The organism is Kitasatospora sp. NPDC032757, from assembly GCF_055579305.1.
Genome location: NZ_JBVINN010000026.1, coordinates 17,784 through 40,025 on the forward strand (window position 1 = coordinate 17,784; position 22,242 = coordinate 40,025).

Genomic DNA, 22,242 nt, shown 5'->3' on the forward strand with positions numbered 1-22,242 from the left:
ACGGGCCACGCCACCGTGCCGGGCACAGGCCGCCGCTGCCCCATCCTCGAGCTGCGCCCGACCGCCCGCAGGCCGGGTCGTCCGACCGGATGAGTGGACGTCAGCGGATGACGCACCGGAAACCGAGGTGACAGGTCGCGGTGTCCTCGCTCTGCCCCTGCCGGGCGCGGGCCGGTACACGCAGGCAGTGGTTCCGCGCGCACAGGTGTTACCAGCCCCCATCACCCGTCGCGGCACCCCTCCGGCACCGACCCACCGCTTCGGCACCGACCCGCCAGGGGCCGCATGCGGCGGGCCGTCCGTCGGACTCGCCTGGTCAGCGACCGCCGGGGCGACCGCCGAGGGCGTCCCGGAGGAACTCGGTGATCTCCGCCCGTGCCGCCTCGGCCTGCGGCACGACGGCCGGCATGCTGACGAAGGCGTGCGTGGCCTCCGGGAACTCGGTCAGCCGCGTGGGCGTCCCGGCCGCGCGCAGGCGCTCGGCGTAGCGGCGGCCGTGGTCGGCCAGCGGGTCATGGGTCGGCACCACCACCAGCGCCGGGGCGAGCCCGGTGAGACTGCCGGCGTGCAGCGGCGACAGCGCACGGGGATCGGTTCCCGGGGGGACGGCGAGCCGGTGCACCAGCCGCAGTTGGGGAACGGTCAGGGTCGGGCTGTGGGCGTGCTCGGTGACCGAGGGGTGGTCGAACATCGCCCCGGTCACGTCCGCGACGGGGTTGACCAGCACCTGCGCCCGCAGTTGCAGGCCGGACTGCCTGGCGCGGATCGCGGCCAGGGCGGTGATCAGTGCGCCGCAGCTCTCGCCGAAGACGGCGGTGCGCGCCGGGTCGATGCCCCAGTCGGCGGCGTGCCGCACCAGGTGGTCGAGCGCGTCCCAGCCGTCGTCGGCGGCGGCCGACAGCGGAGTGTCCGGGGCGAGGAGGCGGTGCTCGACCGAGACGACGAGGGCCGGCAACCGGACGGCGAGACGGCTGTTGATCCAGTCGCTCTGCACCGCCGTGCCCACGAACCCGCCGCCGTGGACGTGGAGCACGAGGGGCAGGGCCGCCGCCCGGCCGGCGGAGCCGGCGCCGCGTTGGCGTACCGGCCGGTGGACCCGGACCGGCAGGCGGCGGCCGGGCAGCTCCAGCGACTGCCAGTCGATCGCGGCACCGGGGTCCGGCATCCCGGTGATCGCCCGCATCGCAGGCGACGCCCGCCTGCGGTTCTCCGCCTCGCGGTAGGCGGCCAGTTCCTCGGCAGTCATCGCCGCCCAGTCCGGCTCACCCCCCAACGCCTGCTGTCGCAACCCGCTGCCGCCCGCCGACGGCTGCCGCGCACCGCTGTCCCCGCTCATGCCTTCTCCTCCCCGGATGGTTCCGCTACCTTAGGTATCGATACCCAAGGTAGCGGAACTAGCTATGGTGAGGGAATGACTCGAACGCCTCCTCCCGCCCGACCGCCCGGACGCCCGCGCACCGGCGTCGACGCCGAGGTCTTCACCGCCACGCTGAGCACCGTCCGAGAACTCGGCTACGCGCGCGCCACGGTCGAGCGCATCGCCGCCGCGGCCGGCATCGCGAAGACGACGGTCTACCGCCGCTGGCCGTCGAAGGGCGCGCTGATCGTGGACTGCCTCCTCGACGCGTTCGGCCCGGTGCCGCTGCAGGAGGGCACCGACCGGGCCGAGCTCATGTCCTCGGTCATCCGCTGGATCGCGGCGAAGATCGGCGAGCCCGGGGTGGGCGACGCGTTCGCGGGCGTGTTCAGCGACGCCGTCAGCGACCCGGCCCTGCGCGAGATCCTCTCCGCACGGTTGCAGGACCCCTACCGCCTCGCCCTCCAGGACGCGCTCGACGAGCCGGAGAACAGGGTCCTGTTCTTCATCGATGCCGTCGTCGGGACCCTGCTCCACCGGATGGGCATGACCGGCGAACCGATGGTCGATGCCGATGTCGACGCCCTGGTCGCGATGGTGCTGCCGCACTTCGCCCGCGGCGTCGGTCCGACCTGACGGTGGATCGCCGGCCCCGGCAGCACAGACCGGTGCTGCGGCCGGCGCCGCCGGCGCCGGGCAGGGCTCGCAGGTCACACGAGGACGAGACGGACCTCGGCGCACGTACCCCCCGCTGCTCCCCGTCATCGACGATTCCTTCCACGAGAACAGGAGGCGCCATGTCGCGCTCCGAACCGCTGCCCCGCACCGTCCGCCTGCTGTTACTCGCGCGGGTCGTCAACCGGCTCGGGGCCTTCTCACTGCCCTTTCTCACCGTGCTGATCAGCACCGACCACGGCGCGAGCCTGACCGCCGCCGGGCTGGTCAGCGCCGTCTTCGGGCTCGCGACGATCCCCTCACGGCTGGCCGGGGGACATCTGGCCGACCGGATCGGCCGACGCACGACCATCGTGCTCGGACTCTGCGGATGCGCGGTCGCGCAGCTGGCGATCGCGGCCTCCGCGTCGCTCACCTGGGCGGTCGCCGGGGCGGTGCTGCTCGGGCTGGCCTTCGAGCTCTACGAGCCGCCGAGCCAGGCGATCATCGGCGAGTCCGTGCCGGAGCAGCAACGGGTGCGGGCCTTCAGCCTGTTCAGCGCCGCGCTCGCGGCGGGCGCCATGGGCGCAGGGCTGCTCGCCGCCCTCCTCGGCCGCTGGGACCTGCGCTGGCTCTTCGTCACCGACGCCGCCACCTGTCTGGCCTGCGCGCTGCTGATCCACCTGGCCCTCCCCCGCGACCGCCCGGCACCGCCCGCAACGGACCGGGACGGCACCGCCGTACGGCCGCTGCGCGACCGCGCCCTGCTGAGCGTCCTGGCCACCGGCACCGCCTACGCCCTGATCAACCAACAGGCCGTGATCGCCCTGCCGCTCGCACTCGCGCGGCAGGGCCTGCCCGCCGCCGACGCCGGGCTGTTGTTCACCGCCGCCGCGGCCACCACTGTGCTCGCCCAGCCGCTGATCCGCCTGCCCTGGGCGACCCGGCTCACCACCCCCGTCGCGCTCGCCCTCGCCCATCTCCTCCTGGCCGCGGGGCTGACCGGCCTCGCCCTCAGCCGCACCCTGCCGACGCTGCTCGCCTCGGCCGCCGTGAAGAGCCTCGGCGATCTGCTGGTCATGGGCCGCGTCTACGCGCTCGTCACCGACCTCGCACCACCCGGCGCAAGCGGCCGCTACCTGGCCGTCTTCGGTACCAGCTGGGGGATCGCCGCGACGCTCGCACCCGTCTTCGGCACCCAGCTGCTCGCCCACGCGGGGACGACCGCGCTGTGGTCCGCAATGGCCGCATTCTGCGTACTGCTCGCCGCACTGCACCTACGCGTGACACCGGAGTCTCCCCGGTCACCGCAACGTCGCGCGCCGGAGGACCGCGGGTCGACCACGCCAGTGGCTGCACCCGACCGGCGGCGCTGACCAACAGCGGAAAGGACCGCCACCCGGTACTCGCGGTCGGGCGGCGGGCGCCGCCGGGCGAGCGGCCGTGCCGTGACTGGAGGGCCCGCGCCCGACGGCTGCGCGACGTCGCGCAGCGCCGTCCGGACCTTTCGCGGTCCCCCTCGGTCCGGCGAGACCGTGCTCGGCGGACCGCCCCCGGCATCTGACCGGACACCGACCGCAACTGCCCTGTCTCATTCGACCTTGCTGCCGGGGGCTGCCCTGACCTGCGGAGACGCAAAGCCGGGTGCGACACCGGGACCTTGCCGTCACACGTGAATCCGTCGGCAGAGCGGGGGCGGCGGTCTCCCCTTCGTGCGAGGCTTGTGTCGGACTGTCCCGACATAGTCCGTACACGACAATGGGGTGAATGCGATGCCTCTTGAGGGCGAGTACGAGCCGAGTCCGGCGCAGTGGGTGCGCGAACAGGTCGAGCTGTATGAGAGTTCGGGTGGCACACAGGGCACGACGCTCTGGGACACGGGCCTGCCGGTCGTCATTGTCACGATGCGCGGCGCGAAGAGCGGCAGGATCCACAAGATTCCGCTGATGCGCGTGGAGCACGAGGGGCGGTACGCAGCGGTGGCCTCGAAGGGCGGCTTCCCGCGCCACCCGGCCTGGTACTTCAACCTCAAGGCCTACTCGCGGGTGGAGCTCCAGGACGGCCCGGAACGCCAGGACATGACGGCCCGTGAGCTCGCGGGGGACGAGAAGGCCCAGTGGTGGCAGCGCGCGGTCGCCGCGTATCCGCCGTACGCCGAATACCAGGAGAAGACCCACCGCGTGATTCCGGTCTTCGTACTCGAACCCGAGCACCTGGCCGCGCCGGCGAAGGCCCCGGCGCCGACGAGTCACTGAGCTTCGGATACCCGCGAGCCTCGGGCAGCACATCCGCGACGGCCGGTCCGAGGGCAACGCGGCCGGCCTGGTCGAGGACCTCCGTCAGCGGTTCATCGGGCCGGGAGCGTCCGACGCCGGAGTCGGCGCTCGGATCGGATGCAGGGTGCGCTTCCAGAACGGGTTTGTTCCTGCGCTGGAACTCCGCCTTCACGGCGGCCTGTTGGAGCGCGGTCTGGGTCGCGGCGAGATCGATGCGGGTGATCAGGACGCCGAGGGTGTTCGGTTCGCGGGTGGGCATGGGGGATCGTGGATCCGCTCCCACGGCCCGTACCGCTCGCGGACGCCGACGGCCGCACAGACCCCCTACGAAGGATTTCCGGGCGGAAGCTGAATCCTTTTCCCGGCTGGTGGCTCTTATGGTCGAACGGCTGGGAGGGCGCGGTGGAGGAGGTTCGGTAGCTGTGGGTCGTCGTCGGCACGGTGGCCGTTGCGGTGCCGGTGTGCAGGTGCGTGGCGGTCCTGCGGCTGCGCAGGGAGTCGAGTCGCCATGGCCGGCACCACGGCAAGGAAGTCGCGGCTGCAGTGCGTGCGCGCTGCCGTGCACGAGCACCTGAACACCCATCCCGAGGAGAACGCACCATGAACAGCACCTCCGACAGCGCATTGAGCCATGCCGAGCCCGAGATGTACGACGCCGCGTTCGCAGCAGGCGCCACGGCTACGGCGCTGTCGTAGGCGGCGCCCGCCGCCGTCCCACACCGTTGGCACCCGCGTGCGGGTGCCGCCCACATGCCGCCCCTGCTCCGCAATCGACCGACCACCGAGAGGCCCCTCATGATCCTTTCCCCACCTTCCTTCGCGTCCCGGGGAGTGCTGCTGGTGCACGGCGCATGGCACACCGGTCATGCTTGGGACGGCGTCGCGGCCGGGCTGCGGGCACGTGGTGTCGCCGTGGCCGTCGCCGAGCTGCACCGTGGGTCGCTGGCAGCCGACATAGCCGCGGCCGAGACCGCACTGGACCAGCTGCCCGAGGGCGGCCCCGCCATCGCGTGCGGTCATTCCTACGGCGGAGCCGTCATCACCGGCCTTCCGCCACAAAGGATCGACCACCTCGTGTACCTCGCCGCGATGATGCCCGACCGCGGCGAGACCGCCCTCGGCCTTCTCGCCGGTGCACCGGCCACCGACCTGGGGACCAGCATGATCGGTGACCCTGCCGGAACCACGACGATCGACCCGAAGGCTGCGGGAAGACTCTTCCATGCCCAACTCGGCGAAGAAGAACGTGCCCGCCACACCGCCGAGCTCGTCCCCCAGAGGATGGCCCCCGGCCATCAGCCGACGACCAGCGCCGCCTGGCACCAGCGGCCCAGCACCTACGTGATCTGCACCGAGGACCGCGTCATGCACCCAGACCTGCAACACCGGTTCGCCACACGCGCAACCCGTGCGATCACCTGGCAGAGCGACCACGGAGTCTTCGCGTCACACGAGGACGAGACCATCGGACTACTCCACCAACTGGCCACCGGAAGCCGCCTCGTCCCGGTCGGCTAGGGAGCGTTTCGAACGTGCCGTGGGAGGAACGGCGGCCGGGTGCGCCGGCCGACGGTGCTCCGACTGTGACACCTCGAGGTGTACTCCGTGGTTGCCGGCCTGTCCCTGCCCCGGATCGTGCGCGTCGGCCGCGGCGCCGCCGAGGAACTGGGCGACGTCGTCGCAGGACTGGGCCTGAACCGCCCCCTGCTCGTCACGGACGCGTTCCTGGTCGGGACCGGCGCGGCGGAGCGCCTGACGGCGACGCTGCTCCAGGCCGGGCTGAACCCACGACTGTTCGCCGACACCGTGCCCGACCCGACGACCGACTCGCCGGTCGCGGGCTTGGCGGCGCTGCACGAGCACCGGGCGGACTCGGTCACGGCCTCGCCCTCACCGCGATCGGCACCATCGGCCGCAATCTGCGCCGCGCCTACGCGGACGGCTCGGACGCCGGGGCCCGCGAGGCCATGATGCTGGAGCCCCGCCCGCCGGAAACCGTCGTCGGGGGGCGGGGCTCGGACCACGTACGGGTTGCGGCTATCCGAGGCCGCGAGCGTCCTGCTTCAGCGCGGTGTCCACGGTCAGCGCGGTCGCCACGACGAGGCTGAGCAGCGGGTCGGCGAGCGGGCGGTGGATCTGGAGCACGTAGTTGTCGGCCGTGGTGAACATCGTCTTCGCCAGGCCTTCCCAGGTCTTGGTGATCCGGGCGATCTCGGTGTCCGTCTCGTCGACGATGGAGAAGTTCCAGGCCCGCCAGTTCTCGGCCTTGACGGCGCCGACCTTCTGCCCGCCGACCTCCATCGCGAAATTGATCTTCCCGATGGCGTTCTGCTGAACGATCTGGCCGACCTCCTGGCCGTTCGGACGCTGCACGACCACCCGCGACTTGATGAGCTTCGCCGGGCGGGTCAGCAGCAGCACCGGGGTGCCCTGCGCGTCACGGATCTCCAGCTTGTGGGTCAGGTACTGGTCGATGGAGGAGAGCAGCCGTAGAACCTTGCGCAGAGCGCTCTGGCCGACCTGGACCACCGAGCCCAGCGCGGCCCCCTGCTGGTCGAAGACCGCGTACTCGTTGGTCAGCTCGATCAGCTTGGCCTTCTGGTTCACCACCAGGACCGGCTCGGAGAAGAGGGTGCCGCCGCCACCGGAGACCGGTCCGACGCCCGCCTGCTGCTGTACCTGGCGCTGCACCTTGGCGGAGTCGCCGACCGGAGCGGCCGGCTGCCCGGGGAAGCCGGGGGTGTTCGTGTTCTGGGACATGGCGGGCAGGCTAGGGTCAATCCTCCCCGGGTGGCCAGATCATTTGACCGGACCCGGTTCGCCCGGGCCCGCGGATTGTGCCCGTGACCTGCAAATTCGGCCGCTGCGAAAGCCAGTTGGCCGCCACCCGGGCGGCAACGATGTGTCTGATGTCACACCCGTGACGCCCGCCTCTGCGCCCGTCCCGTCGACCGCATGCGCCCGGCCCGGACCTGTCGCAGCAACAGCTCCCGGGCCGCGCCCACCGACCGACGAGGCGACAGCGCACCTACCTCGCACCGACCCCCTCCGAGTACGAAGCAAGCCAGACGAGCGCCAAGCCCTATGAGACATCAACCACTGCACTCCTCGAGTCCGATGGGCGGCGATCAGGTCGCGGTACCAGCCGTAGGAGGCCTTCGGGGTGCGGCGCTGCGTCTCGAAGTCACCCTGTCATCACTCCTGAATGTGCTGCGCAGCCGCGGGCTCGCTTCTCTTGGATCCGCGCCAACCTGAACGGAGTCTTCCGGGGGCGACCTCCACCCCACTTGCCGGCTGCCGCTCCGTCCCTTGCCCCGGCCGCTCCGCCGAGTCGTTGACAGGACCACAGGGTTTGGGCCGTCAGGACCGGCCGCGCACCGCCGAGTCCTCGTGCCGGCGGCAGCGGCCTTGCGCCGTCGGGGTGGCAGATCCACGGGAATGCGCCCGCGCGGGGTCCGGCGGGAACGCATCGCCCGAGCGTCCGCAGGACAACGAGAAGGGGCTGATTCATGAGCGCCCGCACAGGACAGCAGCACGGCGCCCCGCCCACAGGCCTGGCACGTAGCTGGAGCCAGGCGGCCGACACGCACCTGACACCGACCAAGCGGTCTCTCCTGGTGACCTGGACCGCCTTCGGTACGACCTTCGGCACCGTCCGGCTGATCACCCACGGCATCCGGGGCGGCTGGCTGCCATGGGGCAACGTGTCGGTGGGCGGGCGGCACCTGCACCACTACAACATCGGAATCGCGGCCCTGGCCGGCGTCGGCCTGGTCGCCGTACGCGGCGACGAGCGGGCCGTCCGGCATCCGCTGGTCGCCGCGGGTTACGGAGCCGGCACGGCCCTGATCGCGGACGAGCTCGCGCTGCTGCTGGACCTCCAGGACGTGTACTGGACCGAGGAGGGCCGGATCAGCGTGGACGTGGCCCTGGGAATCATGGCCGCGCTCGGCACGTACCTCACCGCGGCGCCCTTCTGGCACGAAATCGTCCGGATCACCCACGAGCACGCAAGGCGTCGCGGCGTCGCCCTCCTGGCGCGCTCGGTGCCCTACGACTGACGCTTGAGGAAGGGCCCGACAGCCCTTGTTGCGAACAGCGTGCCGGGCAGTTTGCGGCCCTCCAGCCTGAGGCCCTCGCGTGAATCCGCCAGGCCCGACCGGCCCCGACACTGTGACGACGGGACACCGAGCGTGATGCAGGACGCCCTGGCCGACGGACCCGAGCAGCTGGCCGGTGAAACCTCCGGCGCCCCGCGTGCCGACGACCAGGGCCAGGGCATGCTCGGAGGCCTCGGCCAGGACGGCCACCGGATGTCCGCGGACCACCTCGTGCCTGAGATCCACTTCTGGGTAGGGGTCCCGCCGCCCGGCGGGGCAGAAACGGCCCGAACGCTTATGACCGCGCGATGGGACCGCACTGCGACCACCGTCCGGCGGAAAACAAAAAGGCCGCCTCCGCATCTCTGCGAAAACGGCCCACGCCCTGAATAAACGCTGATCTGAACAACAGGATTTGCACCTGCGCCCCCGCCACCTCGGCGGTCCCTTTATGCCCCGACCAGAAGGCTGGGCTGGGATTTAGCGACCACGAGTCGCAGAATCAGGGCTCCTGCTCCGCTGATCTGCATATTTCAACTCCTCGCGATCGTCCTACCGGTAAGTTCTCCGGCACCTCCCAGGTTACTCCGGCAAAGCGCGTAACCGGGCCCGTCAGGTGCACGAATACCGTCGCGTGGGTTCACCGCCGCGGCCGCCCGTCCGATCGAGCCGCCCGGGACCGTACCGACCGTCATGCGGGTCGCCCGGCTACACCGTCCCCCCAACGGTCGTCGTACAGGAACCGCCGATCGCGGAGTCGGGCCCGCGGTCCTGCGGGAAGGCGCGCTTGCCACCGACGCCGGACGTGCGCTGGTGCCCGCGCACGAACGGGCGCAGGCTGAGAAGCGCACGGGTTACCAACCTCTGGTCAGGCCCGCTCGGACCAGCGTCCTCAGGGCCAGCCGAGCAGGGATCGGCAGCGGTGCACGGTGGTCCGCGCACGCGGCAAGCGAGCGGGGCACCCGAGACATCCCCGACCCTCACTGCGCAGAGACCGCACCTCCCCGCCCGCCGAATCGCCGGAGGTCTCCGATGACCGATACTCCCGTCTCCCGCCCGACCCACCCGATCGTGGTCGGCACGGATGGGTCAGCCCCAGCCCGGCAGGCCGTGATCTTCGCGCTCCGCGAGGCGCAGCTGCGTGGCACCGGCCTTCGGGCCGCCTGTGCATTCGAGTACACCCCGACCCAGTACTCGGGCTTCGAGCGGACGGCCGGCTCGGGCCCCGACAGCGGTCCCATCCCGCAGCAGCGCGATCTCGTCATGCAGTCCGTGGCCGACTCCATCAAGGAACTGCAGCTACAGCTCGGCGGCCCGCCGGTGGAAGTGGAGATCGTGTGTGAACGCGGACGTCCGGCGCAGGTCCTCCTCGAAGCAAGCAGGGACGCCTGCCTTCTCGTAGTCGGTTCCCGAGGATCGGGTGCCTGGGGACGCCTCACCCTTGGGTCAACCAGTACCGAGGTCGTCCACCACGCCCGCCTCCCGGTCGTCGTCGTCCCGATGGACGACGACACCACATCCTCCTGAACGTCGATTCCTCCGGCGGCCTCCCGGCCGAACACCGGAGGCAGAGCCGCGCCGAAGCGGCATCGGGGCCGACCGGTTGCAAGCTCCCACCCGGGGTCCAACCTTGTGTGCCCAACCCGATGGGCGGCAATCAGGTCGCGGTACCAGGCGTACGAGGCCTTCGCAGTGCGGCGCTGCGTCTCGAAGTCGACGTGGACCAGGCCGAAGCGCTGGTGGTAGCCCCTCGGCCCGTCGAACGGGCTGTCATTCCACGTTCCGGTGCTCGGCCAGGTCGTCGAGGAGGATGTCGGCGACCACCTCCTCGACCACCGCGGTTCGCAGTTCGGCCATGGAGTCGACGAGCGCCCGGTCCCACGGCGCGGGCGTGAGACGCCCCGGGCCGGGGCCTGCGGGAACCCTGGGCACGGCGGCCCGGTAGTCGTCGGATCCCATCCGCCAGGGGACGGCTCCCGTCCTGGCGAGGACGTGGGCCGCGATGCGGATGCCCTCGCCGTCGAAGTCGCCGTGGTAGCGCAGGGCTGCGCCGTCGTCGGCGAGTCGACGCAGCAGGCGGAGCACGGCGGTGTTGGGCCAGCCGGAGGTGCAGACCAACGGCGGACAGTGGTGACCGAAGCGCCGTAGGGCCAGGGCGAGCACACTGGGGTTCTCGGTGACGTGCACCGGCCCTGCCGGACCGGTGAATTCGCCGGGTGAGCGCAGTTGGGCGAGGGTGAGGCTGACGGGATGACCGGCTCCGGCGCAGATGCGGGAGACCCCGGCGACCGGGCCCTCTCCCCCAGGGCGAAGACCGACGGCGAGCACCGTGGCGGACAGTTCGTCGTCGGCCACCCCGGCCCGGCTCCAGAGGGCGCGGCGCCCCTCGGCGGCGTCCGGCATGTCAGTGCCGTACAGCACCGCCAGTGCGCGCAGGACGAGGGAGGACAGCCGAGTCCCGTCGTCGAGCGCGTGGGAGTCGCCGTCGAGGAGGCGGGCGGCGAGGACCGGCAGTGGCTCACCGCCGGCCGGGAGTGCGGAGAGGACGGTCAGCGCGGTGGTCAGCAGGGCGCGGGTCCGGTCGGGTGAGCCGTCGACGAGGCCGTTGGACCGCAGGTGGCCGACCCACTCCAGGAGAACGGGCTGGGCGGTGACCACCTCGTGGCCGGCCAGCCATCCCCACAGGGCGTCGCGTTGGCCGGTCTCGCGTTCACGCTCGGCAGCCCGGTCGTGGACAGGGCCGAGGATCGCGGCGACCACGTCCCGGAGGGGTCGGCCGCAGGTCTCCAGCACGGCGCGGTCGAGTCCGGCGAGCTGGATCGTCGGTTCGGCGCCGGGGAGCCGGTCGAGTCCGAGGAGGTCGGCCAACGCCTCGCGACCGGCATCGTCGAGGGGTCCGGACCGCACCCGGCTGACGGGGCGGCCCGCCGACAGGCGATCGTGGACGGCCGACCAGAGGGGTCGGAGTTCGGGGACGTCGAGAGGGTGGCGGCCCGTCATGCCGATCCGTCCGGGCCGGCTTCGTCGGGCAGCAGGTCGGTACCCGTCCAGGTGAAGCGGGCGCTGGTGACGGCGTCGTCGCCGTCGCCTCCGGTGATCAGCTGGTGGACGGCGATGCCGGAGAGCTCCCGGTAGGTGCACCACTCGTGGTCGGAGGTGAGCACCAGGTCGAGGTCGAGCGCCGCGAGGAGGCCGAAGACCTGCCCGCGGTTGACCGTGTCGACGCCGACGAAGACCTCGTCGAGCAGGATCAGCCTCGGGGACTCCGGCACCGCCTCGTAGTGGGCGGCCACGGCGGCGAACAGCGGTAGGTGGAGGGCGATGGCCTTCTCGCCGCCCGAGAGCGCGCCGTGGAGCTTCTTGGTGAGCAGTTGCCACCCGGAGCCATTGGCGCGGTCCAGCTTGACGACGAACTGGTGCCAGGCCGTGTAGTCGAGGACCTCGGCGAGCTGCTCCTCCCAAGTCGCCGCCGTGTTGCGGGTCTTGGCCTCCTCGATACGGCCTCGGAAGAAAGCGTGCAGGGCCTCTCGGTCGGCTTCGGTGATCCGGCCAGGGTCCTTGAGCAGCAGTTCACGGGCCGCCCGGGTACCGGCCGGCAGGTCGGGGTGGATCTGCCACACCAGACGGACGGCCACCCGCGAGGCGGTGCGGACCCGTTCGAGGTGGCCGTTCATCCGCTCGACGAGTTCACCGGCCTGGCGGATCCGGGAGGCGAGGTGGCGGCGGGTGTCACCGGTGAGGGTCCGGTCGAAGAGGCCGCGTTCGGCGGCCGTGATGTCGTCCCGGCTGCGGTCGCGGTCGCCGGTCAGGATGGCGAGGAGGCTGGTCGCACCGACCCGGATGCCGTCGATGGTGGCGGTGAGGATGTGGATGTCCTCTTCGGCTTCGAGTTCGAGGTCCACGCGACTGCTGAGGCTCTGGCGGGCTCGGTGCACGGCCTCGGAGAGACGGTTCAGGGAGTCGCCGAGGTTCCTGGTCCCGTGCGGCAGATTGGGCCAGGCGGCGGCCGTCTCGCGCGCCGCTTCGAGGGTGGCGCGGGTACCGTCCGCGGAGGTGAGGACGAAGCCGAGGCCCGCGTCCTCGGGGAACCCGAGGACGCACAGGCGCCGAAAGCTGCGGGCCGCCTCGTTGCGGGCCGCCACGGCGCCGTCGCGCAGGACCGCGTCCTGGGCCATGGTGGCGCCCAGCGCACCGATCCGGCCTTCGAGGGTGAGGAGTGTCGCGGTGCCGGTGTCGATCTCACGACGGGTCCGGTCGAGCGCGATCCGCAAGTCGCCGATCCGGGCGGCCACTTCACGATAGTCCTCGCCGACGGTACGTTCGACGGCCTGGAGCCCGGACCGGAGTCCGCGGGCGGTGGCCTCGGCGGCCTCGGCCTCGTCCAGGCTCTCGGCTGCTGCGACCCGGGACGCCTCGGCGTGGCCGCGGGCGGTGTCCCAGGCGTGCTGAGCAGCCGTCCAGGCGAGATGGGCGTCGAGCCAGACGTCCGCCAGTTCGCGCAGCGTGTCGACCGCCGTGGCAGTCGCGTCCAGGGCCGCGCGATCGGTCGGCAGGGCGTGCTCGGCAGAGGCGACGGCGAGCGCGCGCAGCGCGTCCGCGACCGCGTCCTCCTGCCGCGCGAGCCGTTCGACGGCCTCGCGCACGGTCTCCTCGCGGGCGCCCGCATCGGACTCGGACCGTTCCCAGGTGCGCCTGGCCTGCTCCACCTCCCGGTGGTGCGGCCGGGAGCGGAGGTCTGCGCCGAGGCGCGTCCGGCGGTCGGCGAGGGCCCGCAGCCGCGTCTCGAAGCCGGTGACGGTGGTGTCGGCCGCGGCCAGCTCGGCGGTGAGGTCCGCGATCCGCCGCTGCCTGGCGCGTTCCCGGGCCGCGGCACCGATGTGGCCGGCCTCCTCCTTGGCCCAGGAGCCGACCGCCGTCGCCAGCCGCCAGCTTCCGTCGGCCGCCACGGCGGCCGGGTGGCCCGCCGGGAGTGTGGGGCCGTAGGCGATGCCGGCCAGCAGCCGCTGTACCCGGCCAGGTGGCACCGGGCCGTCGGGTTCGGGGGAGAGGACATCGAGCAACGAGGGGCCAGGGACGGGCACGGCCGACGCCGGGTCGGCCAGGGTGTCGTGGCCGGCGACGACGAGGCCGCCGTCGGGGGTCATCCAGGCGTCGAGCAGGCCGGCCGCCTCCAGCGCCGCTTCGATGCCTGCCTGGGCGGCGGGCAGCACGTCCGGCCGGAAAGCCAGCAGGCGCCACAGTGGCGCTCCTGGCTGGACCGACCGGTCGGCCGTACGCGTGCGTGGCGGGACCGGCTGGAGGTCGGCCGCAGCCGCGGTGCGTTCCAGTTCCTCGACGACCTGGTCACGCCGGGCGCGGGCGTCGTCCCGGCCGGCGCGGGCGGTCGTCTCGTCGGCGGTGATGGAGCTCTCCGCTGCCCGGGCGGCGGCCTCGACCAGTGCGAGGACGTCGGTCTCGACAGCGGCACGGGAGGCGAGTTCCACTGCGTCGTCGATGGAGAGCTCGGTGCAATCGACCGTCGCCCACCGGTGCAGCAGGTCGGCGTGGGCGTCGACGGCGGTCTCGTAGGCGTGGGCGTTCCCCTCGCGTCGCGCGGTCGCGTCGGCCAGCCGTTCGCGCGCCGTGTCGAGGTGCTGCTCCGCCGTCGTCCGGTCCGCGGCGGAACGCTCATGGCGCTCGACGGCGGCACGGACCTCGGCGATCCGGCCGTGCCGCGAGACGACCGCACCGCGCAACAGGCGGCGTGCCCTGCGCCCCCGCTCCTCCGTGCCGCCGGACGGATCCGGTGCGGAGCCGAGCAGCGTCTGCACCTCGGTGCATACGGACTCCATGGCTGCTCGCCGGGCTGCGCCCCGCGTCTCCTCCCGGGCAGCACGGGTGTGTTCGGCCCGCTGCTCGGATCTCAGCCGCGCGTCGTCGGCACGCCTGGCGTCCTCGGTGGCCGCGTCGGCCTTCCGGCCGGCGGCGGCGCGGGCACGGTCGGCGGTCCGGGCGGCCTGGTCGGCCCTGCCGCGGAGTTGGTCGAGTTCCTGCCCCTGCCGGTAGACCTCGGAGCCGAGCAGTCCCTCGACGGCGCCGTCGAGTTCTTGTCGTCGGTGCTCGAGCTCCTGCTGCGCTCCCCTGCTCTCCTCGCGCCGGCGCAGGGCCGCGGCGTGCTCCTCCTCGCTCTCCCTGGCGATGCGGGTGAGATTGTCCATCTCGGTCGTCGCGGAGATCAGCGCCGCCGCCCCGGCACGCAGGACGCGCTGGGCGTAACCGCGTTGCTGGTTCGAGACGGCGGTGGCTGCGGCCACCTCGTCGTCCAGGGTCTTCAGGTGTTCGCGCTGGCGGTCGAGGCGTTCGAAGCCCTCGGCCAGTTCGGTGATCTCGCCCTGGCCGAGTGGGGGCAGGGCCCGTGAGAGCAGGGACGACAGCAGCGAGGGATCCAGGCGCTCGGAGAGCTTGGGGGTGCGGAGCTGGAGCAGTGCGGTGATCAGGGCGTCGTAGCGTTGCTCGCTCAGCCCGGGGAACAGCGTGCTACGGACCGTGTTGCGGTAGTCGGTCGGTGATCCGTGCAGCTCGCCCCGGTGTTGCAGGGTTTCGGCCAGGGCGGCGCGGGTGAGTGGCTGGCCCGCGTCGTTGACCAGGGAGAGACCGCCGGGGTGGTCGATCCGCGCACCGGTGGTGAAGTAGTCGACGGTGACACCGGTGGTGTGCACGCTGGCCTGGAGTCTGGCTCCGCAGGTGAAATGGACGGGGCTGCCGTCGTCGCGGACGAACTCCAGCCACACGTACCCGACACGGGTCTTGCCCGAGGTGCCCTCGCCCATCAGGTTCCAGTGCATGGTGCGCTCGGAGCCACCGAAGGTGGAGAGCCGGTTGGGGCGCAGGCTGGCATCGAACAGGAACGGCAGGAGCACCTCCAGTGCCTTGGACTTGCCGGTGCCGTTCTGCCCCCGCAGGAGCAATCGGCCCTGGTGGAAGGTGAAGGTCTCGTCGTAGTAGCGCCAGACGTTGAGGATGCCGGCTCTGGAGGGCTGCCATCGCACTGCTGCGGCCGCTGTCGGGAACGCCGAGCGCTGCGGTAGCTGTGTCACGGTCATCGGAAGTCTTCCCTGTTCGGTTCGGGGGACCGTCGGTCACGGTGGCCCGGTACCGTCCGGTACCGGAACGCCGCCGGCCGGGGAACGGTGCGGTCGCCGATCCGGCAGGCCAGACCGAAGTCCCCGAGGACGCGAACGGCATCGGCCGTGAGGCGTTGGGCGCCGTCCTCCGACTGGTAGCTCTTCGCCCACTGCGGGAAACGCCGCAGGAGTTCGTTCGCCTCGACGGTGAGCTGTTCCGGTGTCATCCCGTCCGGAGCAGCCGTCAGCGGATCCAGCAGAAGCAGCGCGGCGACGCGGGCCGTCGCAGAGTCGTCCGGGAAGCGACTGTCGGTGGCAATCCCGTCCGGGTCGACGAGCAGCAGGCCGTCGGCCCGCTCCTCCAGTACGAAGCCGCCCTGCTCGGCGGCGCGCCGCACGATCTGGCGCCCGGTCGGCGAGGTGAGGTAGGCCAGTTCGTCGGCGCCGAGCTCGTCGTGGTGGAGGACGGGATCGTCGAAGAGCCGGCGCAGCACCGAGTGCCGCAGCCGGAGGTTGCGCTGCGCGTCGGAGGCGTCGGTACCGCCGTACCGGCTCTCGCGCACGATCCCCCGCAGGAGCTCCTCGAAGCGCAGCGGTACGTCCTCCGCCGGCACGGCCAGCCGGGACGGCCCGACGGGCGCGGCAAGCAGTCTCATCAGCACGGTGGCGTCCACGCGGTAGAGGACCTTGGCCTTCGCCGAGTCGACGAAACTCTCTGTGGCGCCGTCCACGGTGAGGAGGGCGCCATGGGCCTCGAGAAGCTTGAGGACGTCCACGAAGGCCATCCGCTCGGACTTGCTCGCCGTGTCGAAGGACGGCAGTGCCTCGTCGGTGGCACAGGCCTGGACGACCCGGTCCGCGAGCAGGCCGACCGTCGTCACCGGGACCGGGAGCAGCTCGGCCGCCACGACGCACAGCAGGGTGTAGCGGCGACGGTCGAACGGAGCTTTGCCCGACCGCAGCCGGCGGGCGGGGCGCGAGGCGTCGGGGACCGCCCGGATCTTGAGCAGGCGCGCGTACCCCAGGCGCGGCTCCACCACCAGCTGCCAGCCACAGTGGTAGTCGAACCACTTCGTCAGCGGGTCCTGCCGGCGGCGGATCAGCTCGAAGGCCGGCGCGTCGCCGCGCTCGGTGATCAGCGGCCGCCCGAGGAGCAGTCTGATGCCCCGGGCGACGTCCTGCTTCTCGGCCAGGACCAGCTGGTTGGCCAGGGTGCTCATGCGCCCCTCCCGATGATGATCACGCTCCGGTCGCTCATGCGGTGTCCTCACGCGTGACCGCCCGCAGGGCGCCCGCGCTGCGGATCTCCACCAGGAAGTCGGGCCCCTCCAGACGACCGCGGGAGGTCCGCAGCACGGACCGCCCGCCGTCGGAAAGCGGCCGGAGCACGACCTCGACGCGGCCGTCGGAGGTGACCGTCCGGCGCGCTCCGCCGGCGTCCGGTCGTACCGCCAGCGCCCGGCCGAGCAGGTCGAGCAACCGCTCGAAGACGGCGTGGTCCAGCGTGCCGAAGCCGGAGAGCCGCACCGGGCCGTCGGTGCCCAGGACGTCCCAGGCGGCTTCGAGTTCGGCGCGCTCCTTCCGGGCCCGCTCGGCCCGGGACGCCTTGAGGCCCCCGATGTCGCGCACCTTGCCGGTGCGCGTGAACCGCTCGGTGCGGCCGCTGGTGCGCAACAGGGCCGACACCTCCACCGGCGGGGCCTCGGCCCAGGTGTCCGATGAGGGAACCAACTCCGGATCGGGGTGCGCGAGATGGGCGTGGCGGGCCGGGCCGAGACCGAAGGCGGCCGACCACAGGCGGTGGAGGTCGTCCTCACCGGGCGCCGCGGCGAACCAGCGGGCCAGCTCCCGGAAGTCCTGGACGGCGCTGGACGAACGGCGCCGTGATTCGGTGATCCGGTCGAGGACCCGCAAGAGCGTCACGATCGCCCGCCGTGCCACGTCGTGCAGCTGTTCCACGCGGGGTCGCGACCCGTCCGCCGGCCGGAACCAGGCCTGAAGCCCCTCCCAACGCGCCCGCCGCCGTTCCAGCCAGGCCGGCGCGGGATCGCCGTCGGCGACCGGTGGCAGCTCGGCGCCCTGCAGCGCCCGCGCGTGCAGCAGGTTCACCCCGCGCTCCTCGAGCCGCTCCACGGCAGAGGCAACCGCGTTTCCCCGCTGATCGAGGTTGACGAGGAACTCCTGGAGATAGGCCACCGTCGCCGCCTTCACCTCCCGAAACGTCGCCAGGTCCGCGCCCTCGGCGCGCAGCAGGCGCTGCAACTCGCCGTTGAACGCCTTGGTGTTGGCCAGCAGCGCTTCCAGGTGGCCCTCCAGCTCCTGCAGCGTGGTGAACACCCGCCGGTCCGAGGAGGCGGAGTCCCCCAGCAGGACGTACAGCTCATCGAGCCGGTCCGTGATCGCCTCCAGCACCGCCGTCTGGAGCGCCCCGGTCGATGCGAGCACGGACAGGGCGTGCTCGACCCCGGCGAACGCGGCCTCACCACGCCGGGTCAGTGAGTACTGGAGGTTGCGGCGCTCGTACTCCTCCGCCGTGCGGTAGTTCTCCGCATGGTTCTGGACGACGTCCAGCAGCTGCCACTCCCTGAGTTTCCGCAGTGCCTCCTGGAGATCGTCGTCGTGCACCGCATCGAGCCAGCCGACCGTCCGTAGACGGGCACGGACATCGTCCAGCCCCAGCGCGGTCTCCAACCGCTCGTTGGCCGCGCCGAAGGCCTGCAGGATCGCACCGTAGAGCTCGGCCTTGTCCCCCGTCGTGAACCGGAACATCTCCGGCGGCACCCTCCGCAATGCCCGTCCTCCCCTCGACTCCCCGTGTCCCCGGTGGTCACCACCGTACGCGGACCCACCGACACCCCGGCCGGAACCCTGACATCGCATCCGCGAAGGAGCGGCTCGGACGAAGTCGAGGGTGGCGATCCGCCCACTGTCGCGGGGTGATGGACTGCCACCCATGGCCCGGAAGAACGCCGTCCCACGCACGCGACCGGACACCTTCGGTGTTGCCCCGGTCGCGAACGTCGTGAGCCCGGCAGGTACCGGACCGCCTCCGGAGACAGCGCGCCGGCCGGATCGATGACCGGCTCGTTGACGAGCACGCCGATGCCGTAGAAGGCGGCCTCCGCCAGCATCTCCGCCAACCCCGCGCGCGGGACCTCATCGAGCAGGACAGCCCGGCGGCAGAACGGCGCGAACCGGCCTGCGCGCTCCAGACCGAGCAGGCACGCCGGCGCAGGGATGCTGTCCAGCCGCTCGGCACCGACCGCATGCCGCCTGCGGTGCTCGGTCTCATCGACCCGGTACAGCAGGAGGGCGCGGGTACCCAGGACCGACAGCATGACGCCTTCACAATCCGAGGACACCTGCGGCAGCGCGGCCTCGCGCACCGAGCGCCACGCCGGGGCGGGGTTCGCCACACTTCCCATGGTTCCCACCCTGCCCTACGGGCCGGCGCCGCGGCCAGCCAACCCTCCGCTCTGGCCTTGCAGGGGTGACCTGATCCTGAACCCCCATGTATCGCATGGCGGCAGGCACTATCCCGGGGTGTAGCATCGCCACGTCCGGCTCGCGGAGAGTCGGTGGACGGCATTCCAACGGGCCCGGCACCCGAGGGCGCTGTACATGGGCGTGGTTCGCCCAGCTCCGCGCCCACGACAGTGGTTCACGAGGTATGTGACCTGAAGTGCCAGCCGGGGGCACGAGGTACTGACATGCCCAGAAGCGCTGACAGGGCGCTGGCCCGCGCCCGTGTCCAGTTCTTGGACGAGCCCAAGCAAGCAGCTCTCGCGGCCGTGCCGCGTGACGGCACACTCGGAATTGACACCTGTTCACCGCAGCAGCGCAGGCTCCGCGCCCTGCTGGCGCTCGGACTCTTCAACCGCGCGGGGACCTGGCAACCCTATGGCGGAAGTGCCGCGTGGGGACTACACACCCTTGTCGCCTACGACATCGTCGTCTCCGCACAGTTCGATCAGCTCGTGCTCATCACGGACGTACCTCACAACGTGGCCCCATATCTCCTGCCGAGGCCTGACGGAGTGACGGGTCTGCCTGGGCTCCGGCTCGAGCAGTACCGCGGGCGACGCACATATCTGGCATGTCATCAGCCCACCGGCACCAAGCTCGTCATCACCGGAAACCGTTCGGGCACCTGGACCGGATCGTCGCGTCCTTCACCTCGATGGGATTTCCATACCATCGGGACTCCTCTGTCCGAGGCCGAGCAGTCACACTTGGAGCAGGTGCCTGAGATCAGCGATGAAGCGGAACAACTGCTGGCCGGCCTCACCTGCCGCCTCGCGGCCAGAGATCCACACGGTGGATGGGCGATCGGCAACTGGTTCTCCGATCCTCTTGAACGCCCGGGCTGGACCAACAACGCGGCCCTGGACCGGTACGAGAAGCAACTCAGCGGGTCCGGGCACCGATGGAAGCTCCGGTGGAACGGCTTCCCTTACAGCGACGATGTCGCAGCCTCACTGACCAGTTCGCCAGTCGGCGTCTCCGGCGCCGTCGCACATGTCGTCGACGACCACATCGACGTCAGGCTCGGTCGGGCAGTCCTTCGCCTGTCCGGCCTGCGCGCTCCGTTCCGACGGACCGATGGGGGCACGCTGTGAACTGGGACGAAGTGACCCTGGCCATCGTCGCCACGTTCGGCTGCGTCGGTCTTCTGCTGACGCAGATCAGCGAGGTGCTGTCGAAGGTGCCTCAGATCATCCGCGCCTGGCGGCAGGTGCGGGACGAGCTGGGCAGTGGCAGTCGTACCCGTTCGCGCGACCACTCAGCGGGAGTGATCGATCCGAGCTCGCCGCCGGTCGACCACGAGGACGGGAGACGCACACCCGTAGAGCCAGGAACCGGACGGGCCGAGAGCTGATCCGTCGGGCGGCGCGTCCCCTGCCGTCGGCGCTGGAGCTGAGGTCCACTGGCTGATCGCCCGGACCGCGGGCGCCCCACAACGCCCGCGGTCCGGTGATTCGGGGTCGGCTACCCGCGGTGAGCGGCAATCAGGTCGCGGTACCAGGCGTACGAGGCCTTCGGGGTGCGCCGCTGGGTGTCGAAGTCGACGTGGACGAGGCCGAACCTTTGATGGAACCCATCTGCCCGTCGAACAGGCTGTCATTATGGCAAAACCCTTACCACCTGAACGTCTCGGTCGCCGAGCTGCAAGGCGGGAGGGCAGTCAGGGTGACCGACTACTGGGGCGAGCCGTTCACCCCGCCCGCATGGCGGCAAGCACTGGCCAGACGCCTGGCGATGCCCAGGGCAGTAGGTGTCCCGCCAGTGATGAGGCTCGTTGAAAATCCCCACCCCGTGCTCGCGGTGCGACAGACCTGCTCACCGCAGTTCCCCACCCACAACAGGCTGACTTGCGACGGAGCGTCAGACCTCCGGAGTCGCCCGTCAGCCAGCCGCTCTTCGGGCCGCGAGTGGCGGGCGGCCCGGCTCGGGGCTACTGCTCGTGGATGGGCAGTCCGTCCGCGCCGCGGACCTCGATGCGCAGGTCGAACTCGTCGCGCAGCACCGCCGCCTGCCCGGGTGTGGCCAGCAGGTAGTAGTCGTCGGCGCAGGCGCCGTCGCCGGGGACGCGGTGGAAGACCCTCGGGTCGTCGCCGCCCGGGACGAGGTCCGAGATGCCCTGCTCGACGGCGCCCAGGTCGAGGTAGTCGTCGGACTCCTGCTCGATCCGCCAGGACTTGGGATCGCCGTTGACCTTGAAGTCGAGATCCCGCGGCGAGCCGATCTCGCCGACCAGTTCCACCTCCGTGACGGTGACCGCGCCGCCGATCATCCGCTCCGCGTCCTCGAAGATGCCGGCGTAGGCGCCCTCGGCGAAGTCGACGTCCTCGCCGTGGGCCTGCAGGGCCACGTCGCAGACCTCGAGCACCCCGGTCAGCTCCTCGGTGCGCCGGTTCGGGTGGGGCTCGCCCCAGTCGGCGGTGTACGCGACCGACTCGTCCGCTTTCTGGCGGGTGATCATGCCGAGTCCGTGCAGCCGGACGGCAAGGCGCTGGTAGGTGTTCATCCTCGTGTTCTCGACCATGCGGGGGATTCTGACATGCCGTCATGACAGCGTGGTCAGGACCCCCTGGGGGAGCAGGCCGGCGTGGTCGCGGCGGTTCGCAGCAGGTCGTCGACCGGCTGCGGGGTGGAGAGCCGGCTGGTCAAGGTGTTGCGCCAGCCGGCGTCGAATCGGCCGGGGCGGTCGGCCGGTGGCGGGCACTACCGGCTGCCACTGCGGGTGACCGCACGTCGCGATGTGGTGTTCTGCTCCCGTACAGGAGGGAAAGGCCATGCCCGAACACAGGATCGGCACGCAGGAGGAATACGAGACGGCCCGAGAGGAGCTGCTCGCGGAGGAGAAGAAGCTCACCCGACGAAGTGACGAGCTCGCGCGGAAGCGGCGGGAGCCAGGAGGATGCTCACCGACATCGCCCTCGATCTCGCAGCCGCCCGCTCCGTCAGGCCCGCGTGACACCACCTCACCCCGCTCGTTCGAGCGAAGATGTTGCACCGTGTCAGGACCACTTGCACGCCCGGTCGGGACGGACCAACCGCAGGCGATGACCTCTGCACCCGTTGACCGCTCGGTCTTCGCCCCTCGCGAAGGCCGGCCCGCCCCCCTTCGAACGTGCTCCGCCGCAGAGGCAGCCGATCGGCATCGAACCTGACACGGATCGGTTCCTGCTCCGATGCCCAACTACAACTACCCTTTCCGCAAGGCCCAGTGGGGCGCCGATCAGGTCGCG

16 protein-coding genes and 4 pseudogenes are annotated in these 22,242 nt (G+C 71.6%); 10 read left to right on the forward strand and 10 right to left on the reverse strand.

The genetic code is table 11. The features are described from left to right. Positions 1–316: 316 nt before the first annotated feature. A complete protein-coding gene (locus ACZ5WK_RS25635) occupies positions 317–1,246 on the reverse strand; it encodes an alpha/beta hydrolase (RefSeq protein WP_465550561.1) in 930 nt (309 codons plus the stop codon). Between the two features lie 165 nt (positions 1,247–1,411). Between ACZ5WK_RS25635 and ACZ5WK_RS25640 the strand changes: the two genes are divergently transcribed. The 5 genes from ACZ5WK_RS25640 to ACZ5WK_RS25660 all read left to right on the forward strand — a co-directional run bounded on the left by ACZ5WK_RS25640 (position 1,412) and on the right by ACZ5WK_RS25660 (position 6,258). After that, a complete protein-coding gene (locus ACZ5WK_RS25640; RefSeq protein ID WP_465550436.1) occupies positions 1,412–1,993 on the forward strand; it encodes a TetR/AcrR family transcriptional regulator in 582 nt (193 codons plus the stop codon). 161 nt (positions 1,994–2,154) lie between these two features. Next, positions 2,155–3,387: an MFS transporter gene (locus tag ACZ5WK_RS25645; protein ID WP_465550438.1), complete on the forward strand. Its 1,233-nt coding sequence runs from the start codon at positions 2,155–2,157 to the stop codon at positions 3,385–3,387. Between the two features lie 396 nt (positions 3,388–3,783). Next, a complete protein-coding gene (locus ACZ5WK_RS25650) occupies positions 3,784–4,266 on the forward strand; it encodes a nitroreductase family deazaflavin-dependent oxidoreductase (RefSeq protein ID WP_465550440.1) in 483 nt (160 codons plus the stop codon). A gap of 816 nt (positions 4,267–5,082) precedes the next feature. Then, positions 5,083–5,805, forward strand: a complete 723-nt coding sequence (locus tag ACZ5WK_RS25655) for an alpha/beta hydrolase (protein WP_465550442.1) — start codon at positions 5,083–5,085, stop codon at positions 5,803–5,805. Between the two features lie 87 nt (positions 5,806–5,892). Further along, positions 5,893–6,258, forward strand: a complete 366-nt coding sequence (locus tag ACZ5WK_RS25660; protein ID WP_465550444.1) for an iron-containing alcohol dehydrogenase — start codon at positions 5,893–5,895, stop codon at positions 6,256–6,258. Between the two features lie 66 nt (positions 6,259–6,324). Here the strand turns inward: ACZ5WK_RS25660 and ACZ5WK_RS25665 are convergent. Continuing rightward, positions 6,325–7,026 (reverse strand): annotated as a pseudogene (locus ACZ5WK_RS25665) (LURP-one-related/scramblase family protein); the annotation flags it as partial. Between the two features lie 770 nt (positions 7,027–7,796). On the opposite strand from ACZ5WK_RS25665, the gene ACZ5WK_RS25670 reads away from it, so the two are divergent. After that, positions 7,797–8,348 carry a hypothetical protein gene (locus ACZ5WK_RS25670; protein ID WP_465550446.1) on the forward strand — a complete coding sequence of 184 codons (552 nt, stop codon included), beginning with the start codon at positions 7,797–7,799 and terminating at the stop codon, positions 8,346–8,348. 108 nt (positions 8,349–8,456) lie between these two features. On the opposite strand, the pseudogene ACZ5WK_RS25675 reads toward ACZ5WK_RS25670, so the two are convergent. Continuing rightward, a pseudogene (locus tag ACZ5WK_RS25675) lies at positions 8,457–8,660 on the reverse strand (universal stress protein); the annotation flags it as partial. A 759-nt stretch (positions 8,661–9,419) separates the two neighbouring features. Between ACZ5WK_RS25675 and ACZ5WK_RS25680 the strand changes: the two are divergent. Continuing rightward, positions 9,420–9,914, forward strand: coding sequence for a universal stress protein (locus ACZ5WK_RS25680; RefSeq protein WP_465550448.1), 495 nt, complete (start codon positions 9,420–9,422; stop codon positions 9,912–9,914). A gap of 116 nt (positions 9,915–10,030) precedes the next feature. On the opposite strand, the pseudogene ACZ5WK_RS25685 reads toward ACZ5WK_RS25680, so the two are convergent. From ACZ5WK_RS25685 to ACZ5WK_RS25705, 5 genes and pseudogenes are all read right to left on the reverse strand, one after another. Further along, positions 10,031–10,150: pseudogene (locus ACZ5WK_RS25685) on the reverse strand (family 1 glycosylhydrolase); the annotation flags it as partial. A gap of 7 nt (positions 10,151–10,157) precedes the next feature. Next, positions 10,158–11,387 carry a TIGR02679 family protein gene (locus ACZ5WK_RS25690; protein WP_465550450.1) on the reverse strand — a complete coding sequence of 410 codons (1,230 nt, stop codon included), beginning with the start codon at positions 11,385–11,387 and terminating at the stop codon, positions 10,158–10,160. Next, on the reverse strand, positions 11,384–15,469 hold the full coding sequence (locus tag ACZ5WK_RS25695; RefSeq protein ID WP_465550452.1) for a TIGR02680 family protein: 4,086 nt from the start codon (positions 15,467–15,469) through the stop codon (positions 11,384–11,386). The genes ACZ5WK_RS25690 and ACZ5WK_RS25695 overlap by 4 nt, the downstream gene beginning before the upstream one ends. Further along, positions 15,466–16,710, reverse strand: a complete 1,245-nt coding sequence (locus tag ACZ5WK_RS25700; RefSeq protein WP_465550454.1) for a TIGR02678 family protein — start codon at positions 16,708–16,710, stop codon at positions 15,466–15,468. The genes ACZ5WK_RS25695 and ACZ5WK_RS25700 overlap by 4 nt, the downstream gene beginning before the upstream one ends. Positions 16,711–16,744: 34 nt before the next feature. Beyond that, entirely contained in the window at positions 16,745–18,259 is a 1,515-nt protein-coding gene (locus ACZ5WK_RS25705) for a TIGR02677 family protein (RefSeq protein WP_465550456.1), read from the reverse strand. Between the two features lie 989 nt (positions 18,260–19,248). Here ACZ5WK_RS25705 and ACZ5WK_RS25710 point away from each other — a divergent pair. Both ACZ5WK_RS25710 and ACZ5WK_RS25715 read left to right on the forward strand, forming a co-directional pair. Next, the gene (locus ACZ5WK_RS25710; RefSeq protein WP_465550458.1) at positions 19,249–20,109 is read left to right on the forward strand and encodes a hypothetical protein; all 861 of its coding nucleotides are present in this window, start codon (positions 19,249–19,251) and stop codon (positions 20,107–20,109) included. Next, positions 20,106–20,369: a hypothetical protein gene (locus ACZ5WK_RS25715; protein WP_465550460.1), complete on the forward strand. Its 264-nt coding sequence runs from the start codon at positions 20,106–20,108 to the stop codon at positions 20,367–20,369. Before ACZ5WK_RS25710 ends, ACZ5WK_RS25715 begins: the two co-directional genes overlap by 4 nt. Before the next feature lie 110 nt (positions 20,370–20,479). On the opposite strand, the pseudogene ACZ5WK_RS25720 reads toward ACZ5WK_RS25715, so the two are convergent. Both ACZ5WK_RS25720 and ACZ5WK_RS25725 read right to left on the reverse strand, forming a co-directional pair. Continuing rightward, a pseudogene (locus tag ACZ5WK_RS25720) lies at positions 20,480–20,596 on the reverse strand (family 1 glycosylhydrolase); the annotation flags it as partial. A 349-nt stretch (positions 20,597–20,945) separates the two neighbouring features. Beyond that, positions 20,946–21,536, reverse strand: a complete 591-nt coding sequence (locus ACZ5WK_RS25725; protein WP_465550462.1) for a hypothetical protein — start codon at positions 21,534–21,536, stop codon at positions 20,946–20,948. A gap of 250 nt (positions 21,537–21,786) precedes the next feature. Between ACZ5WK_RS25725 and ACZ5WK_RS25730 the strand changes: the two genes are divergently transcribed. Next, a complete protein-coding gene (locus ACZ5WK_RS25730) occupies positions 21,787–22,164 on the forward strand; it encodes a DUF899 family protein (protein ID WP_465550464.1) in 378 nt (125 codons plus the stop codon). Positions 22,165–22,242: the final 78 nt, after the last annotated feature.